The sequence below is a fragment of the Lutimonas halocynthiae genome (assembly GCF_030409835.1).
Taxonomy (GTDB): Bacteria; Bacteroidota; Bacteroidia; order Flavobacteriales; family Flavobacteriaceae; genus Lutimonas; species Lutimonas halocynthiae.
The window spans coordinates 61,528-75,415 of the sequence record NZ_JAUFQO010000004.1 but is presented as its reverse complement, the minus strand read 5'-3'; the positions used below and the strand labels follow the sequence as shown (position 1 = coordinate 75,415).

Here is a 13,888-nt window from a genome sequence, read left to right as displayed (position 1 = left end):
TTACTAACTAAAACTAATTATATGTCTACAGTTTCTACAAAAGTCCCGTTCGGTCAAAAATTAGCCTTTGGGGTCGGAATGTTTGCCAATCAAATGTTTCCAGCTATTCTCGGAATATTTATGGTTTCTCTAGTGCAATCCTTTGGATTTAATGGATGGATGTGGTCTCTTGTTTATTTTTTTCCAAGAGTTTTTGATGCCATTACGGATCCTATAATGGGTTTCATTTCTGATAATACCAAATCGAAATGGGGAAGACGGAAACCCTATGTTTTAATTGGTGCGGTTATCATGGGCGTAGCATTTACTATTATGTGGCAGCTCTATGCAGATAATTCTTTGCAATATAATTTTTGGTATTTCTTTTTATGGTCGGTTGTTTTTTATTTAGGGCTTACCTTTTTTAGCGTACCCTATGTAGCTATGGGATACGAAATGAGTAATGATTTTCACGAGAGAACCAATATCATGGCTGTAGCGCAATGGATTGGGCAGTGGGCTTGGGTCATTGCTCCATGGTTCTGGGTGATTATGGATGATCCGGAATGGTTTCCATCTCAAGAGGTTGCGATTCGTGATTTAGCAATTTGGGTTGCAGTACCTTGTGCAATTGCAGCGATGGTACCTGCTATATTTATTAAAAGTAAGTCGACCCTTGAGGAAAATTATGAGCCACTGAATACCTCTAATATTGGAGGTAGTCTAATAAAAATTGTGGAAAGCTTTAAAGATGCGTTTAAAATAGCAGAATTTAGAAAGATATGTGGTGCCACATTTTTAATTTTTAATGCATTTAATACCGTAGCTGCCCTAACCTATTTTGTGATTGTATATAGATTATTTAATGGTGATGCAGCCGCTACCGGTATTTGGGTTGCATTGTTTGGTTGTATTGGAGCTTTAGGTACGACTTTTATCGTAATTCCGTTAGTTACTTGGATGTCAAAAAAAATGGGCAAGATAAAAGCATTTATGTGGGCACAGGGTATTTCTCTTATAGGCTACGTCATGATGTATTTTCTTTTTATACCCGGAAAACCTTGGCTTTACCTTATTGCACTTCCCTTTTTCTCTTTTGGTATAGGGAGCTTATTTACCATCATGATGTCAATGACAGCTGATGTAATCGATATTGATGAATTGAGGTCAGGTAAAAGGCGAGAAGGTATTTTTGGTGCCATTTATTGGTGGATGGTTAAAGTTGGTTTTGCAATAGCCGGTGCACTTAGTGGTGTAATTATTGGTGTGGTTGGCTTTAATCCAGATTTAGCAACGACAGATCAACAAGGAGCGGTTGATGGATTGCACGCATTCTTTTGCTTTTTCCCAATGGTAGGAACCATTATTGCCATGCTGATTATGAAGAATTATGATGTGACAGAAGAGCGCGCGAATGAAATTCGTACAGAATTGGATAAGCGCAATTCCACAACACCTACAAATGAATTAAGTGATCATTACCAAAGCGGTAAATTATTGTCACTAGCCTCTGTTGATTTGGATATTGGCTTAAAAACTGATATTGATTTTAGCACAAAATCTAAAACAGAAATCAAAAAACTCTATTCGCAGTCATTGAATGATGGACTATCAGGTATCTGTTTTAGCCCTTATGCAGAAGGTCAGGAAATTGGTGACATCTTGTCTGCAGAACAAATTCAAAAACGTATGGATATCATTACACCTTACACGAAAGGGGTTCGTTCTTTTTCTTGTACAGATGGAAATGAGATCATTCCAAAAACAGCGCGTGAAAAAGGCTTGAAAACAATGGTTGGTGCCTGGGTAGGGCATGATAAAGCTCAAAATGATATTGAGATTAACGCCTTAATTGATCTTGCCAAAAAAGGATATGTTGATATAGCCGTTGTTGGTAACGAAGTATTACTTCGAAACGATTTAACAGCGCAAGAATTACTGGACTATATTGAAAAAGTAAAAGAAGCATTACCAGATATTCCAGTTGCTTATGTAGATGCCTATTATAAATTTATAGAACATCCTGAGCTTGTTGAAGCCTGCGATATTATCCTGGTTAATTGCTATCCTTTTTGGGAAGGGTATCCTATAGATCAGGCAACTATTTATTTAAACCATATGTATAAGGTCACAAAAGGTATTGCAAAAGGCAAACCCGTAATTATTTCTGAAACTGGCTGGCCCAGTGAAGGAGGTTCAATCAACGAAGCAATTCCGTCTCAGGAAAATGCCCTGAAATACTTTATTAATGCTAATAAATGGGCAGATAAAGAAGGGGTGGAATTGTATTATTTCTCGTCGTTTGATGAATCTTGGAAAGTGCATCACGAAGGTGACGTAGGTCAACGTTGGGGAATTTGGGATAAAAATGAAAAATTAAAAAACATATAATTATGTCTGTTAGAGCAGGAAAAATAAGGTCATTAATTGGAATAGATCAAGCTGATAAAACCGATAAAGGGTTAAAGAATTTATATAAGAGGCTATTGAAAAATGGAATGCACGGTTTGTGTTTTAGCCCTTATGAAGAAGGTCAAGGGCCTGGAGATCAGATTTCTGAGGAGCAGATCAGGAGGAGGATGAAAATAATAAAACCTTATACGAAATGGATTCGTTCATTTTCGTGTACCGATGGAAATGAAGCAATCCCTCGTATCGCCCATGAATATGGTATTAAAACGATGGTTGGTGCCTGGTTAGGAGATGATCCGGAAATCAATAAACGAGAAATAGCCAACTTAATTAAATTGGCTAAAGAAGGATATGTTGATATTGCTGCGGTTGGTAATGAGGTAATGTATCGCAAAGACTTATCTGAAGATGAATTATTGGCTTTTATGCATCAGGTAAAAGAGGCGATTCCGGAAATTCCTATGGGCTATGTAGATGCTTATTATGAGTTTTCAAACCGCCCGAGAATTACAGAAGCTTGTGATGTGATATTGGCAAATTGTTATCCATTTTGGGAAGGATGTAGTTTAGAGTACTCCTTAATTTATATGAAGGAAATGTATAATCAGGCCGTTAAAGCAGCCAATGGAAAAAAGGTGATTATTTCTGAAACCGGATGGCCATCTATGGGAGGAAGTTTTCAGGGCTCACACCCTTCATTTACTAATGCGATGAAATATTTTATCAATACACAACTATGGTCAAATGAAGACGAGATAGATATTTTCTACTTTTCCTCTTTTGATGAATCATGGAAAGTAGGATCGGAAGGTGATGTTGGCGCTTTTTGGGGCCTTTGGGACAAAGATGAAAAACTAAAGAAATTTTAAATGATTTTTAAGGGTCAAAACGTTAACCAATAAACCAAAAATGAAATACACGACAGCATTAAACTTGGCACCCGGAAAAGCTATTTGTTATTCTGGCTTCCGAGAAGGTCAAAGGCCGGGAGGTATTGTACCCAGCTATGAAGAAATTAAAGAAGATCTTCTTATGCTTCATCACCATTGGCAATACCTACGCCTATATGACTGTGATCCACATGCTGAAACTGTTTTAGAAGTTATCCAAAAAGAGAACTTTAATTTTAAAATAATGCTCGGTGCTTATATAGTTGCTGAAGCTAATAATTATGGTTGTCCTTGGGGAGGAACTTATTCTGCAGATCAATTAGAAGAGAATAAATTGATCAATTTAAAACAGATTAAGAAACTTATAGATTTAGCAAATGAATATCCTGATATCATATGCTGTTTATCGGCGGGTAACGAGGCCTGTGTTGATTGGACAGATCATTATGTGCCGGTTCAAAACGTTATTGAGTATGTACGGATGATAAAAAGAGAAGCTAAACAACCTGTAACGTTTTGCGAAAACTATCTGCCTTGGCTGGATAAATTAAAAGATTTGGTTGAAGAAGTTGATTTTATTTCAATTCATACTTATCCGGTATGGGAATATAAGAGAATTCATGAGGCCATGGAATATACGAAACAAAACTACTACGCTGTTGCCGACACTTATCCAAATACACCCGTGGTGATTACTGAAGCCGGTTGGACAACTTTTTCAAATGGAAAAGGAATCTGTCCTAGCAATGTGAATGAGGAGTTTCAGCGAATCTACTATAATGATCTAATAGACTGGAGCAAGGATGCCAATATTCTTACTTTTGTTTTTGAAGCGTTTGATGAATCCTGGAAAGGTTCTAATGAAGCACTGGAACCTGAAAAGCATTGGGGGCTTTTTACGGTGAATCGTAAACCTAAAAAGGTTATGCAGGAGTTATTTGAAAGCTAATCAAAATTCTTTTAAAAATTATGAGACGCATTAATGCAATTCTTTTTTTCATTCTTATCTCAAGTGCTACTTTGTCTGCACAAGAAAGAGAACTTGTCTGGGAAGATAATTTTGATGGTGAGAACCTTAATAGTGAGATCTGGAATTTTGAACTTGGAGACGGCTGCCCTAATTTATGCGGTTGGGGAAATAACGAACTTCAGATTTATACCGAGAAGAACCATGAGTTAAAAGATGGTCTCTTAACACTTACAGCCAGGCATGAAAACGATGGCTATTCTTCATCAAAAATAAACACCCAAGGGAATCTAGAATTTCAATATGGCAAAATTGAAGTAAAAGCAAAATTGCCCACAGGGAAAGGTTTATGGCCGGCATTTTGGATGTTAGGCTCTAATATTAAAGAAGTGGGATGGCCTTTATGTGGTGAGATCGATATCTTAGAATACGTAGGAAAGGAGCCAGAGACAATTTTCACCACGCTTCATACTGCAGATAGTCATGGGTCTTCAATTAATACAAGAAAGGATGTAGTGAAGGGAATAGAAGAAGGGTTTCATATTTATGCAATCGACTGGACCAAAGACAAGATCGATTTTTATATTGATAAAAAACTTTTTTACTCTTTTCTACCAAAAAATAAATCTGTTGAAGTTTGGCCTTTTGATCAGCCTTTCTATATGATTCTAAATGTGGCAATAGGCGGTAATTTTGGAGGAGCTGAAGTGGATGACAGTATTTTTCCTCAGGAATTTGTAATTGATTATGTGAGGGTATATCAATAAATAAATTTCTAAAGTTTATATCAAGTGATAATTGTCAGAAGAAGAGTCAATAAAACAATTTATTTTTGGCAAGAATGAATCGTGTTGAAAAGTAAGATTTTTTTGCAATATCCAAAAAAGTGTTCCGTTAATTATTGTACATATTATTTGCTATGAAAAACATTTTGTCAGTATTGTTGGTCATCCCTATGATGATTTTATCGTCATGTAGTGACGACTCTACAAAAATTGAACCTGCAGTTGAACGAACAGAAATCACTGAGTTTTCTTTTTTACAATCCAGTAATCCTAAGATGAACTGGGATCAGTTTGCTGATATTGAAAATGAGATCATAAGTGGAAGACTGCCACTGGAGGCCGATATCGAAAATATGGTTGCCAGCTTTAAACATAAAGGCTCTGAAGTGCTGATCAATAATAAAGTGCAAATTAGTGGTCAAACTGCAAATGATTTTACAGAAGTACAAAACTACAGGGTAACGACTTCAGATGGTAAATCTGGTCAATATGAAGTGGATATAGCCTATTTTACTGGTTTGCCGATTATTTATCTGGAAACTAGTAATGGTGAGGAGATAGATTCTAAGGAAGATTATTTTACAGGATCGATAGCTATGAAGGGTGGTCGTAATTTTTCAGATTTAACTTCAACGGAAATGAAAATTCGCGGGAGGGGTAATTCAACTTGGGGTATTCATCCGAAAAAACCCTTTCAGTTAAAGTTCGATGATAAGACAGAAATGCTTGGAATGCCGCAGGATAAAAAATGGATATTCTTGGCTGAATTCTCTGATAAGACCTTGATAAGAAACAAAATCGCCTTTGAAATGGGTTATTTGAGTCAATTGGATTACACACCACAAAGTGTATTCACGGAAGTTGTTATCAACGGAACGTATAATGGCACTTACAATATCACGCAAAAAGTCGAGGAAAGTGATAATCGGGTTCAGTTGGGAGATACAGGTTATTTATTGGAAATTGATCAGTTGGAAAGGTTAGATGCTGATGATGTTTATTTCAGAACTGACGCATTTTTAATTAATATTAAAGAGCCTGATACGGAGTATAATAGCAATGAGTATATCTATGTAAGTGAATTGGTCAATGAGTTTGAGGATGTTTTGATGGGATCTCAGTTTACCGATCCTAATCAAGGATATGCCAAATACATTGATATTGATAGTTTTATTGACTGGTACCTTATTAATGAGATCACTAAAAATCAAGATTCCAGAAATTTTTCAAGCATCTTTCTTAATGTAATTCCTGGTGAAAAGATTAAAATGGGTCCTTTATGGGATTTCGATTTGGCCTTTGGAAATGTTTATTATTCTGATTGCCAATATCCAACAGGTTTTTGGGTAAAAGATCACGCTTGGTTTGACAGACTGTTTGAAGATGCAGCATTCGTAGAAAAAGTGAAGAGTCGCTTTCTTTATTTTAGAGATAACCAGAATTTTATTTTAGAAAAAATCGATTTTTATGCAACTCAATTGAGGTGGTCTCAGTATGAGAATGACCAGAAGTGGGATCTTTTCGGACGTTATGTGTGGCCTAATCCTGTATTTTTTGACACGCATCAAGCTGAGGTTGATCACTTAAAAAACTGGTATATTGAAAGAATGAATTGGCTTGATACTGCTTATAAGGAATTATAATAGCCCATGAAGCCTATTCATTTATCAACCTATGAGCCTTCAAAATCTTCATAAGTACTATTATTAATCAAAAATAACTTCTATCTTGCTGAGCAAATTTTTTCAAACTACTTACTAATTATGGGACAAACTAATACAAAAAGAATTAATATTTATTTCGTAACCATTGTCATTACCCTAGGGGGATTGCTTTTTGGATATGATACAGGTGTGATTAATGGAACACAGTTTTATTTTTCGAAATATTTTGAATTAACCGGTTGGTTAAAAGGATTTATAGTCAGTAGTGCACTTTTAGGAGCACTTTTAGGAGCCGCCTCTGCAGGACTTATTTCAAAGTCAATTGGAAGAAAAAAATCTTTAATCGTTTCTGCCGTTTTATTTGCTATTTCAGCTTGGGGATCCGGACTTCCAGCAATCTTACCCGAATCTATGACCTTAATGGTTATTTTCAGGGTTCTTGGAGGTATTGCTATTGGTATGGCATCAATGAATGCACCAATGTATATCGCAGAAATTGCACCAGCTAAAATTAGAGGAACACTGGTTACTTACTATCAAATGGCGGTGGTAATTGGATTTTTCGTAGTTTTTCTTGTTACTTATTTTATTGGTAACGGATTGACTGAACAAGAGAATATCGATTATGGATGGAGGTATATGTTCTGGTCAGAAATGATCCCGGCACTGGCTTTTTTCATCTTGTTATTTATGGTGCCTAAAAGCCCTCGTTGGCTGATGATTAAAGGAAGAGAAGAAGAAGCTAAGAATGTTTTAGTGGCGATTCACGGGCAGGAAATGGCTGATAAGGAGTATTTTGATATTAAAGAATCTATACAACAAGAAGGATCCGTTAAAAAGGCATCTATATTTCAAAAATCGCTGTTTCCTATTGTAGTAATCGGGACAGTGCTTTCAGTATTACAGCAATTTACAGGTATTAACGCCGTACTGTATTATGGTGCCGATATATTTGAGCAGGCACTTGGTTTTGGTAAGGAGGATGTATTATTACAACAAATACTCTTGGCGACTGTGAATTTGTTATTTACGTTTATTGCCATGTTTACAGTAGATAAACTGGGTAGAAAACCTTTATTGATTATAGGTGGATTTGGTATGTTACTCGGATTCTTAATCATGGGCTTTACCTTGTATTTGAGCGACTATTCAGCGGTGAATTCGGCAGGATTACCCGCAATATCTTCAACAGAAGGAATTATTTGTTTGGTGGGTATTCTTATGTTTATTGGTTCGTTTGCTATGTCTATGGGGCCGATTGTTTGGGTTTTATTATCTGAGATCTTTCCTAATAGTATCAGGAGTACAGCCATGGCAATTGCGGTTGCTGCACAATGGCTAGCCAATTATTTTGTTTCTCAATCCTTTCCAATTGTAGTTGAAAGTGACGCAAATAGATTGGTTGCCGACGGAGGTACCTGGAATAATTCATTACCCTACTTTTTATTCTCAGCCTTTATTGTTTTCATCATCTTCTTTACCTGGAAATGGATTCCTGAAACAAAAGGGAAGACACTTGAAGAAATGGAAGCTACCTTTAATCAGGGTAATAGCTAACAGACGATACAAAGCAAATAGTTGTTTTATACCGATTTAGTAACGGTTGGGTAATTCATACAGATTAGAATTTTACTTTATTAATTATAATTTATCAAGGCTAAGTGAGGCATCCTCACTTAGCCTTTTTTATTTTATAGCTGAGTAACTGTCAAAGTTTTTGAATTTTGTAATATCCATATTAATAAGTTTTTAAGGCGTGTAAGCTGTTGATTGAACCCTGACTAATAGCATTAAAAGACTGTAAATCAAATTATTAATTGAGATATAAAAAATAATTTTAGCTTTTATTTTGGAATTATAAAGGGATTTAGGTCGAAAATTTCCAAGAAAGGATTCGTTAATGACAAAATAGTATCAATTCCTTAATTGATAGATATGTAATTTTGGAAGGCAAATATTAAGATTTAGAGAATAATGTCAGACTTAAATAAATTATCCTTAAAAGAGAAATTGGGCTATGGCTTAGGCGATGGTGCAGCGAATATTGCCTGGAGAGGAGTCGCCACTTTTCTGTTTATTTTTTATACTGATGTTTTTGGGCTAAGCCCGGTTACTGTCGGGGTATTATTCCTAGTCGCTAGATTTAGTGATGGGATAAGCGACGTTTTGATGGGAGTGATCGGTGACCGTACGAAATCAAAATACGGAAAATTCAGACCTTGGATTCTTTGGACCGCCATACCCTTAGGAATTATTTTATCTATGCTATTTACAGCTCCTGACCTGAGCTCTTCAGGAAAGATCGTTTATGCTTATGTCACCTATATCTTTTTCACTTTAATATATACGGCTAACAATGTTCCTTATGGGGCCCTCATGGCAGTTATGACCGGTGACGATAAGGAAAGGACAAGTTTAGGTTCTTTTAGAATGGTCGGTGCTTTTGGAGGCGGGATGTTGGTGCAGGGAGCCTTACTTTTTTTAGTGGCCCATTTTGGAAACGTAAACCCGGATATTGTCATAGATAAATTAGAAGAAGAAAAGTTTAGAGTCACTGTATCTGCACCTGACAATGTGGAGAATGTCAATATCAAAACAGAGAATGGTATTGCAGACTTCATTTGGGATGACAATACTTTAAGTGCAGAGGATAACAAACCAACACATGGTAAAAGTTTTTCTATTGAGGCCAATGAAAAATATGCATTTATAGTAAGTGGTGAAGCGAATATAGAAGCTGCGAGTATTTCGCTCATCGATCAGAAAAAAGGATATAGTAACTCTATGTATATCATGTCTATCTTTCTGAGCTTGTTTATGTTCATAACATTTTATACAACAAAAGAACGTGTGCTTCCCCCAAAAGCACAGAAAAATAATTTAAAAAGAGATCTTAAAGATTTAGTAACAAACAAGCCTTGGCTGGTATTGTTGGTTATTGGATTATTATTCAATGTTTACAACTCTATTAAGCAAGGAATAGTAATTATTTATTTTACACATTATTTGAATAACCAATTACTGGCAGCCTCATTTTTAATAGCGCTTATGTTCGCTTCAATTGGAGGAGCCATGATTACCGCTCCTTTAGGGAAAAGATTCGGAAAACGCAACCTATTCATTGCTGCCCTTCTTTTTTCAGGAGCTGTGAATTCACTCTTCTTTTTTCTAGGCCCAACCGATTATGAAGCTGTATTTGTCTTAGGGGTTGTATCTGAATTCGCCTCAGCAATTTTCCCGACACTTTTCTTTGTGATGCTAGGTGATGCTGCGGATTATTCTGAATTTAAGAATGGAAGAAGGGCAACTGGACTGATCTACTCAGCGGGTTCATTTGCTACTAAATTTGGTGGAGGTATAGCAGGTGCTATAATAGGGCTGGTCTTGGGCGCATTTCACTATAATGGGCAGGACGCAGCCTCAATTGAAGGTGCGGTTCCGGGTATTATCATGCTGATGAGTTGGGTTCCTGCAGTTATTACTGTATTGGCGGCTGGTTTTATGCTCATTTACCCATTGAATCAGAAAAAAATTGATGAGGTTACTACTGAATTGAATAATAGAAGATTAAAAGAAAGTACCAATTAGAATTAAGTTATAAATTTTTGAACAAATGAAATACGGTCATTTTGACGATGCGAACAGGGAATACGTAATTACTAACCCTAAAACTCCTTACCCTTGGATTAACTATCTGGGTAATGAAGATTTTTTCTCTCTGACTTCAAATACAGGTGGAGGCTATACTTTTTATAAAGATGCAAAATTCAGACGTCTCACGCGTTACAGGTATAATAATGTACCCGTAGATGATGGAGGTAAATATTTTTATATCAAGGATGGTGATACCGTTTGGTCACCAGGCTGGAAGCCGGTAAAAACTGAATTAGATAGTTATGAGTGCCGACACGGTATGAGCTATTCAAAGATCAAAGGTTCTAAGAATGGTGTTACAACAGAAGTCCTGCAGTTTATCCCTTTGGGATTCTGGGGTGAGATTCAGAAAGTAAGTGTGAGAAATGACAGCACTGAAACTAAAAAATTAAAACTATTCTCTTTTGTAGAATGGTGCCTTTGGAATGCAGAAGATGATATGACTAATTTCCAACGGAATTTTAATACAGGGGAAGTTGAAATAGAGGATAGTGTTATCTATCATAAAACTGAATTTAAAGAAAGACGTAATCATTATGCTTTCTATTCAGTAAATGAAGAAATCCAAGGATTTGATACAGACAGAGAGTCATTTATTGGTTTGTATAACGGGTTTGACAGCCCTGACACAGTAACGAAGGGTGAACCTGGCAATACGATTGCCCATGGTTGGTCACCAATAGCTTCTCACTATCTGGAAATAGAATTGCAGCCAGGAGAGCAAAAGGACTTGGTTTTTATGCTGGGTTATGTTGAAGTGAATGAAGATGAGAAATGGGAGTCTAAAGGGGTAATCAATAAGAATCCTGCAAAGGCAATGATTGAAAAATTTGATACGGTTGCCAAAGTAGATGCTGCTTATGATGCTTTAGCCGCCTATTGGGACGATCTTTTATGTACCATATCTATTGAATCAGGGGATGACAGACTTGACCGAATGGTGAATATTTGGAATCAGTACCAGTGTATGGTCACGTTTAATATGTCTCGTTCGGCTTCATTTTTTGAATCTGGAATCGGAAGAGGTATGGGCTTTAGAGATTCAAATCAGGATCTGATTGGTTTTGTCCATCAAATACCGGAAAGAGCAAGAGAAAGAATTTTTGATATTGCTTCGACTCAGTTTGAAGATGGTTCATGCTATCATCAATACCAGCCATTGACTAAAAAAGGAAATTCTGCAGTCGGAGGTGATTTCAATGATGACCCACTTTGGTTAATACTTTCTACAACGGCCTATATCAAGGAAACAGGAGATTTCTCCTTATTAGATGAAATGGTCCCGTTTGACAATGATGCATCAAGAGCTAAACCTCATTTTGATCATTTAAAAGCTTCTTTTTATCATGTGGTTAACAACCTGGGCCCGCATAAATTACCATTAATCGGTAGAGCTGATTGGAATGATTGTTTGAATTTGAATTGTTTTTCAAGTGACCCGAATGAGTCATTTCAAACTACCGGAAATAAAAAAGGAGATACTGCCGAATCACTAATGATCGCCGGATTATTTGTGGTCTACGGGAAAGAATATATTGAATTATGTAAATACGTTGGTAAAGATACTGAAGCTGCAGAGGCCCAGACTCATGTAGATAACATGATCGCCGCCGTAAAAGCACATGGATGGGATGGAGACTGGTACCTTAGAGCCTATGATTATTATGGAAAGAAGATTGGGTCCAACGAAAACGAGGAAGGAAAAATCTTTATAGAATCACAAGGCTGGTGTACCATGGCTGAAATTGGTAAGGAAGAAGGCCTGGTTAAAAAGTCACTTGATTCAGTGAAAGAACATCTCGATTCAGAATACGGAGTTGTTCTTAATTACCCTGCCTTTACAAAGTATCATATAGAATATGGAGAAATTTCTACGTATCCTGCTGGTTACAAAGAAAATGGAGGGATATTTTGTCATAACAACCCTTGGATCATGATAGGTGAAACAATGATTGGAAGAGGAGATAATGCCTATGACTACTATACTAAAATTGCACCTAGTTTTCTGGAGGATATATCTGAATTGCACAAAGTTGAACCTTATGTTTATTGCCAGATGATTGCAGGTAAGGAAGCCTTTAAACCAGGGGAAGCTAAAAATTCTTGGTTGTCTGGTACTGCTTCATGGAATTTCTATGCGATTACTCAGTATATATTGGGTGTTAGGCCAGAATATGATGGCTTAAGAGTTGATCCTTGTATTCCTAAAAGCTGGGACGGTTTTAAAATGCAACGAAAATTCAGAGGAGCTACTTATCAATTGATTATTAAAAACCCGGATCATGTGAGTAAGGGCGTAAAAGAATTGATCATTAATGGTAAAAGCATAAACTCAAATGTAATTCCACTACTTGAGAAAGGTAAAAGTCATACAGTTGAAATAATTATGGGATAAAAGACTGCTATTTTTACCGAATGAAACTCCTGAAAGCCAAAACTTTTGGGAGTTTTTTTGTTCATAACCGAACCGTTCGGACGTGAAGCCTTCACTTCTCAAGCCTTCACGGGCGAGGCCTTCACAGTACCCTTTGCATACCAACAAACTCTTTCCTGAATTCGCTTGGCGTACAATCTTTGGACCTTTTAAAGATGCGATTAAAATTAGCAATATTATTGAATCCACATTGAAAACTGATTTCACCTATGCTTTTTTCAGATTCTATAAGAGCCCTGCTGGCATAGCTGATTCTTGTATCATTGACATAATTGATAAAGGTCTTCCCTGTTCTTTTTTTTATAAAACGATTAAACGAAACCGCACTCATATTTACGAGTTGAGAAATTTCCTCCAGTGCTATTTTACGATGATAGTTTTCCTGAATGAATTCATATACTTTCTTGATGCTTTCGCTATTCTGAAAGTCATTCATTTCAGAAAACTGTGTAGAGAGCAGTGTCTGGTCTTTGGAAATGGCCAATTCATTTAAAATTGAAATAAATTCTAAGAAGTAATTAATGCCATGTAATTTAGGAAGTGCCATTAACCTGGGCATGATCTCCATAGTTATTTCCTGAGAAAACAAAATACCATGTTTAGATCTGTTAAACATGTCTTTGATGCATTTGAAAATCCTTCTTGAAAGCATTTTGTCATTTAACAAGTCATGTTGTATGTGAATTGTGATCTCGTAGATTTCTTTACAGGTACATTTGTTAAGTTCCCATCCGTGAGTCAGATTAGGGCCCACCAGCACTAATTCAACATCATTTATTACGTTGGTGTGATCACCAATGATTCTTCTTACGCCTTCGCCTTTGTAAATAAAATTCAATTCATATTCAGGATGAAAATGAATTGGGAAGTCAAAATCGTCTTTCACCCTTTCATAAACAAGAAAACTATCTTCGGGGCTTAATTGTGTTATCTCTCTGTGTACGCTCGTTCTCATAACTCAATCTCTAATAATCTGTTTTCAATCTATTTTTGACAATATAGTATTAATTGTAATGAGATGCTTTATAACTTCATAAAATTTTTCAATAATCATTAACAGCTTCGCGCTATAGACCTAATCGCGGCGTTTAATTTCAAATTCG

9 protein-coding genes are annotated in these 13,888 nt (G+C 36.3%); 8 read left to right on the top strand and 1 reads right to left on the bottom strand.

All coding sequences use genetic code 11. From position 1 onward, the window contains the following. Window positions 1–21 precede the first annotated feature (21 nt). From QWY87_RS06150 to QWY87_RS06115, 8 genes are all read left to right on the top strand, one after another. On the top strand, window positions 22–2,370 hold the full coding sequence (locus QWY87_RS06150; protein ID WP_290289513.1) for an MFS transporter: 2,349 nt from the start codon (window positions 22–24) through the stop codon (window positions 2,368–2,370). 2 nt (window positions 2,371–2,372) lie between these two features. Further along, window positions 2,373–3,260 carry a glycoside hydrolase family 17 protein gene (locus tag QWY87_RS06145; RefSeq protein WP_290289512.1) on the top strand — a complete coding sequence of 296 codons (888 nt, stop codon included), beginning with the start codon at window positions 2,373–2,375 and terminating at the stop codon, window positions 3,258–3,260. 40 nt (window positions 3,261–3,300) lie between these two features. Then, window positions 3,301–4,230 carry a glycosyl hydrolase family 17 protein gene (locus QWY87_RS06140; protein ID WP_290289510.1) on the top strand — a complete coding sequence of 310 codons (930 nt, stop codon included), beginning with the start codon at window positions 3,301–3,303 and terminating at the stop codon, window positions 4,228–4,230. A gap of 20 nt (window positions 4,231–4,250) precedes the next feature. Next, window positions 4,251–5,015, top strand: a complete 765-nt coding sequence (locus QWY87_RS06135; protein ID WP_290289508.1) for a glycoside hydrolase family 16 protein — start codon at window positions 4,251–4,253, stop codon at window positions 5,013–5,015. Window positions 5,016–5,167: 152 nt separating this feature from the next. Then, entirely contained in the window at window positions 5,168–6,676 is a 1,509-nt protein-coding gene (locus QWY87_RS06130; protein ID WP_290289507.1) for a CotH kinase family protein, read from the top strand. Between the two features lie 120 nt (window positions 6,677–6,796). Beyond that, window positions 6,797–8,254, top strand: coding sequence for a sugar porter family MFS transporter (locus QWY87_RS06125; RefSeq protein WP_290289504.1), 1,458 nt, complete (start codon window positions 6,797–6,799; stop codon window positions 8,252–8,254). Window positions 8,255–8,671: 417 nt separating this feature from the next. Next, window positions 8,672–10,285, top strand: a complete 1,614-nt coding sequence (locus QWY87_RS06120) for an MFS transporter (protein ID WP_290289503.1) — start codon at window positions 8,672–8,674, stop codon at window positions 10,283–10,285. Between the two features lie 25 nt (window positions 10,286–10,310). Next, on the top strand, window positions 10,311–12,746 hold the full coding sequence (locus QWY87_RS06115) for a glycoside hydrolase family 94 protein (RefSeq protein ID WP_290289499.1): 2,436 nt from the start codon (window positions 10,311–10,313) through the stop codon (window positions 12,744–12,746). A gap of 121 nt (window positions 12,747–12,867) precedes the next feature. Here QWY87_RS06115 and QWY87_RS06110 read toward each other — a convergent pair whose 3' ends face one another. Continuing rightward, window positions 12,868–13,740, bottom strand: a complete 873-nt coding sequence (locus tag QWY87_RS06110) for a helix-turn-helix domain-containing protein (RefSeq protein WP_290289497.1) — start codon at window positions 13,738–13,740, stop codon at window positions 12,868–12,870. Window positions 13,741–13,888: the final 148 nt, after the last annotated feature.

What these genes read in the sequence shown, in the direction of transcription:
- QWY87_RS06150 (WP_290289513.1), top strand. Translation starts at nt 22, where the DNA reads ATGTCTACAGTTTCTACAAAAGTCCCGTTCGGTCAAAAATTAGCCTTT.
- QWY87_RS06145 (WP_290289512.1), top strand. Translation starts at nt 2,373, where the DNA reads ATGTCTGTTAGAGCAGGAAAAATAAGGTCATTAATTGGAATAGATCAA.
- QWY87_RS06140 (WP_290289510.1), top strand. Translation starts at nt 3,301, where the DNA reads ATGAAATACACGACAGCATTAAACTTGGCACCCGGAAAAGCTATTTGT.
- QWY87_RS06135 (WP_290289508.1), top strand. Translation starts at nt 4,251, where the DNA reads ATGAGACGCATTAATGCAATTCTTTTTTTCATTCTTATCTCAAGTGCT.
- QWY87_RS06130 (WP_290289507.1), top strand. Translation starts at nt 5,168, where the DNA reads ATGAAAAACATTTTGTCAGTATTGTTGGTCATCCCTATGATGATTTTA.
- QWY87_RS06125 (WP_290289504.1), top strand. Translation starts at nt 6,797, where the DNA reads ATGGGACAAACTAATACAAAAAGAATTAATATTTATTTCGTAACCATT.
- QWY87_RS06120 (WP_290289503.1), top strand. Translation starts at nt 8,672, where the DNA reads ATGTCAGACTTAAATAAATTATCCTTAAAAGAGAAATTGGGCTATGGC.
- QWY87_RS06115 (WP_290289499.1), top strand. Translation starts at nt 10,311, where the DNA reads ATGAAATACGGTCATTTTGACGATGCGAACAGGGAATACGTAATTACT.
- QWY87_RS06110 (WP_290289497.1), bottom strand. Translation starts at nt 13,740, where the DNA reads ATGAGAACGAGCGTACACAGAGAGATAACACAATTAAGCCCCGAAGAT.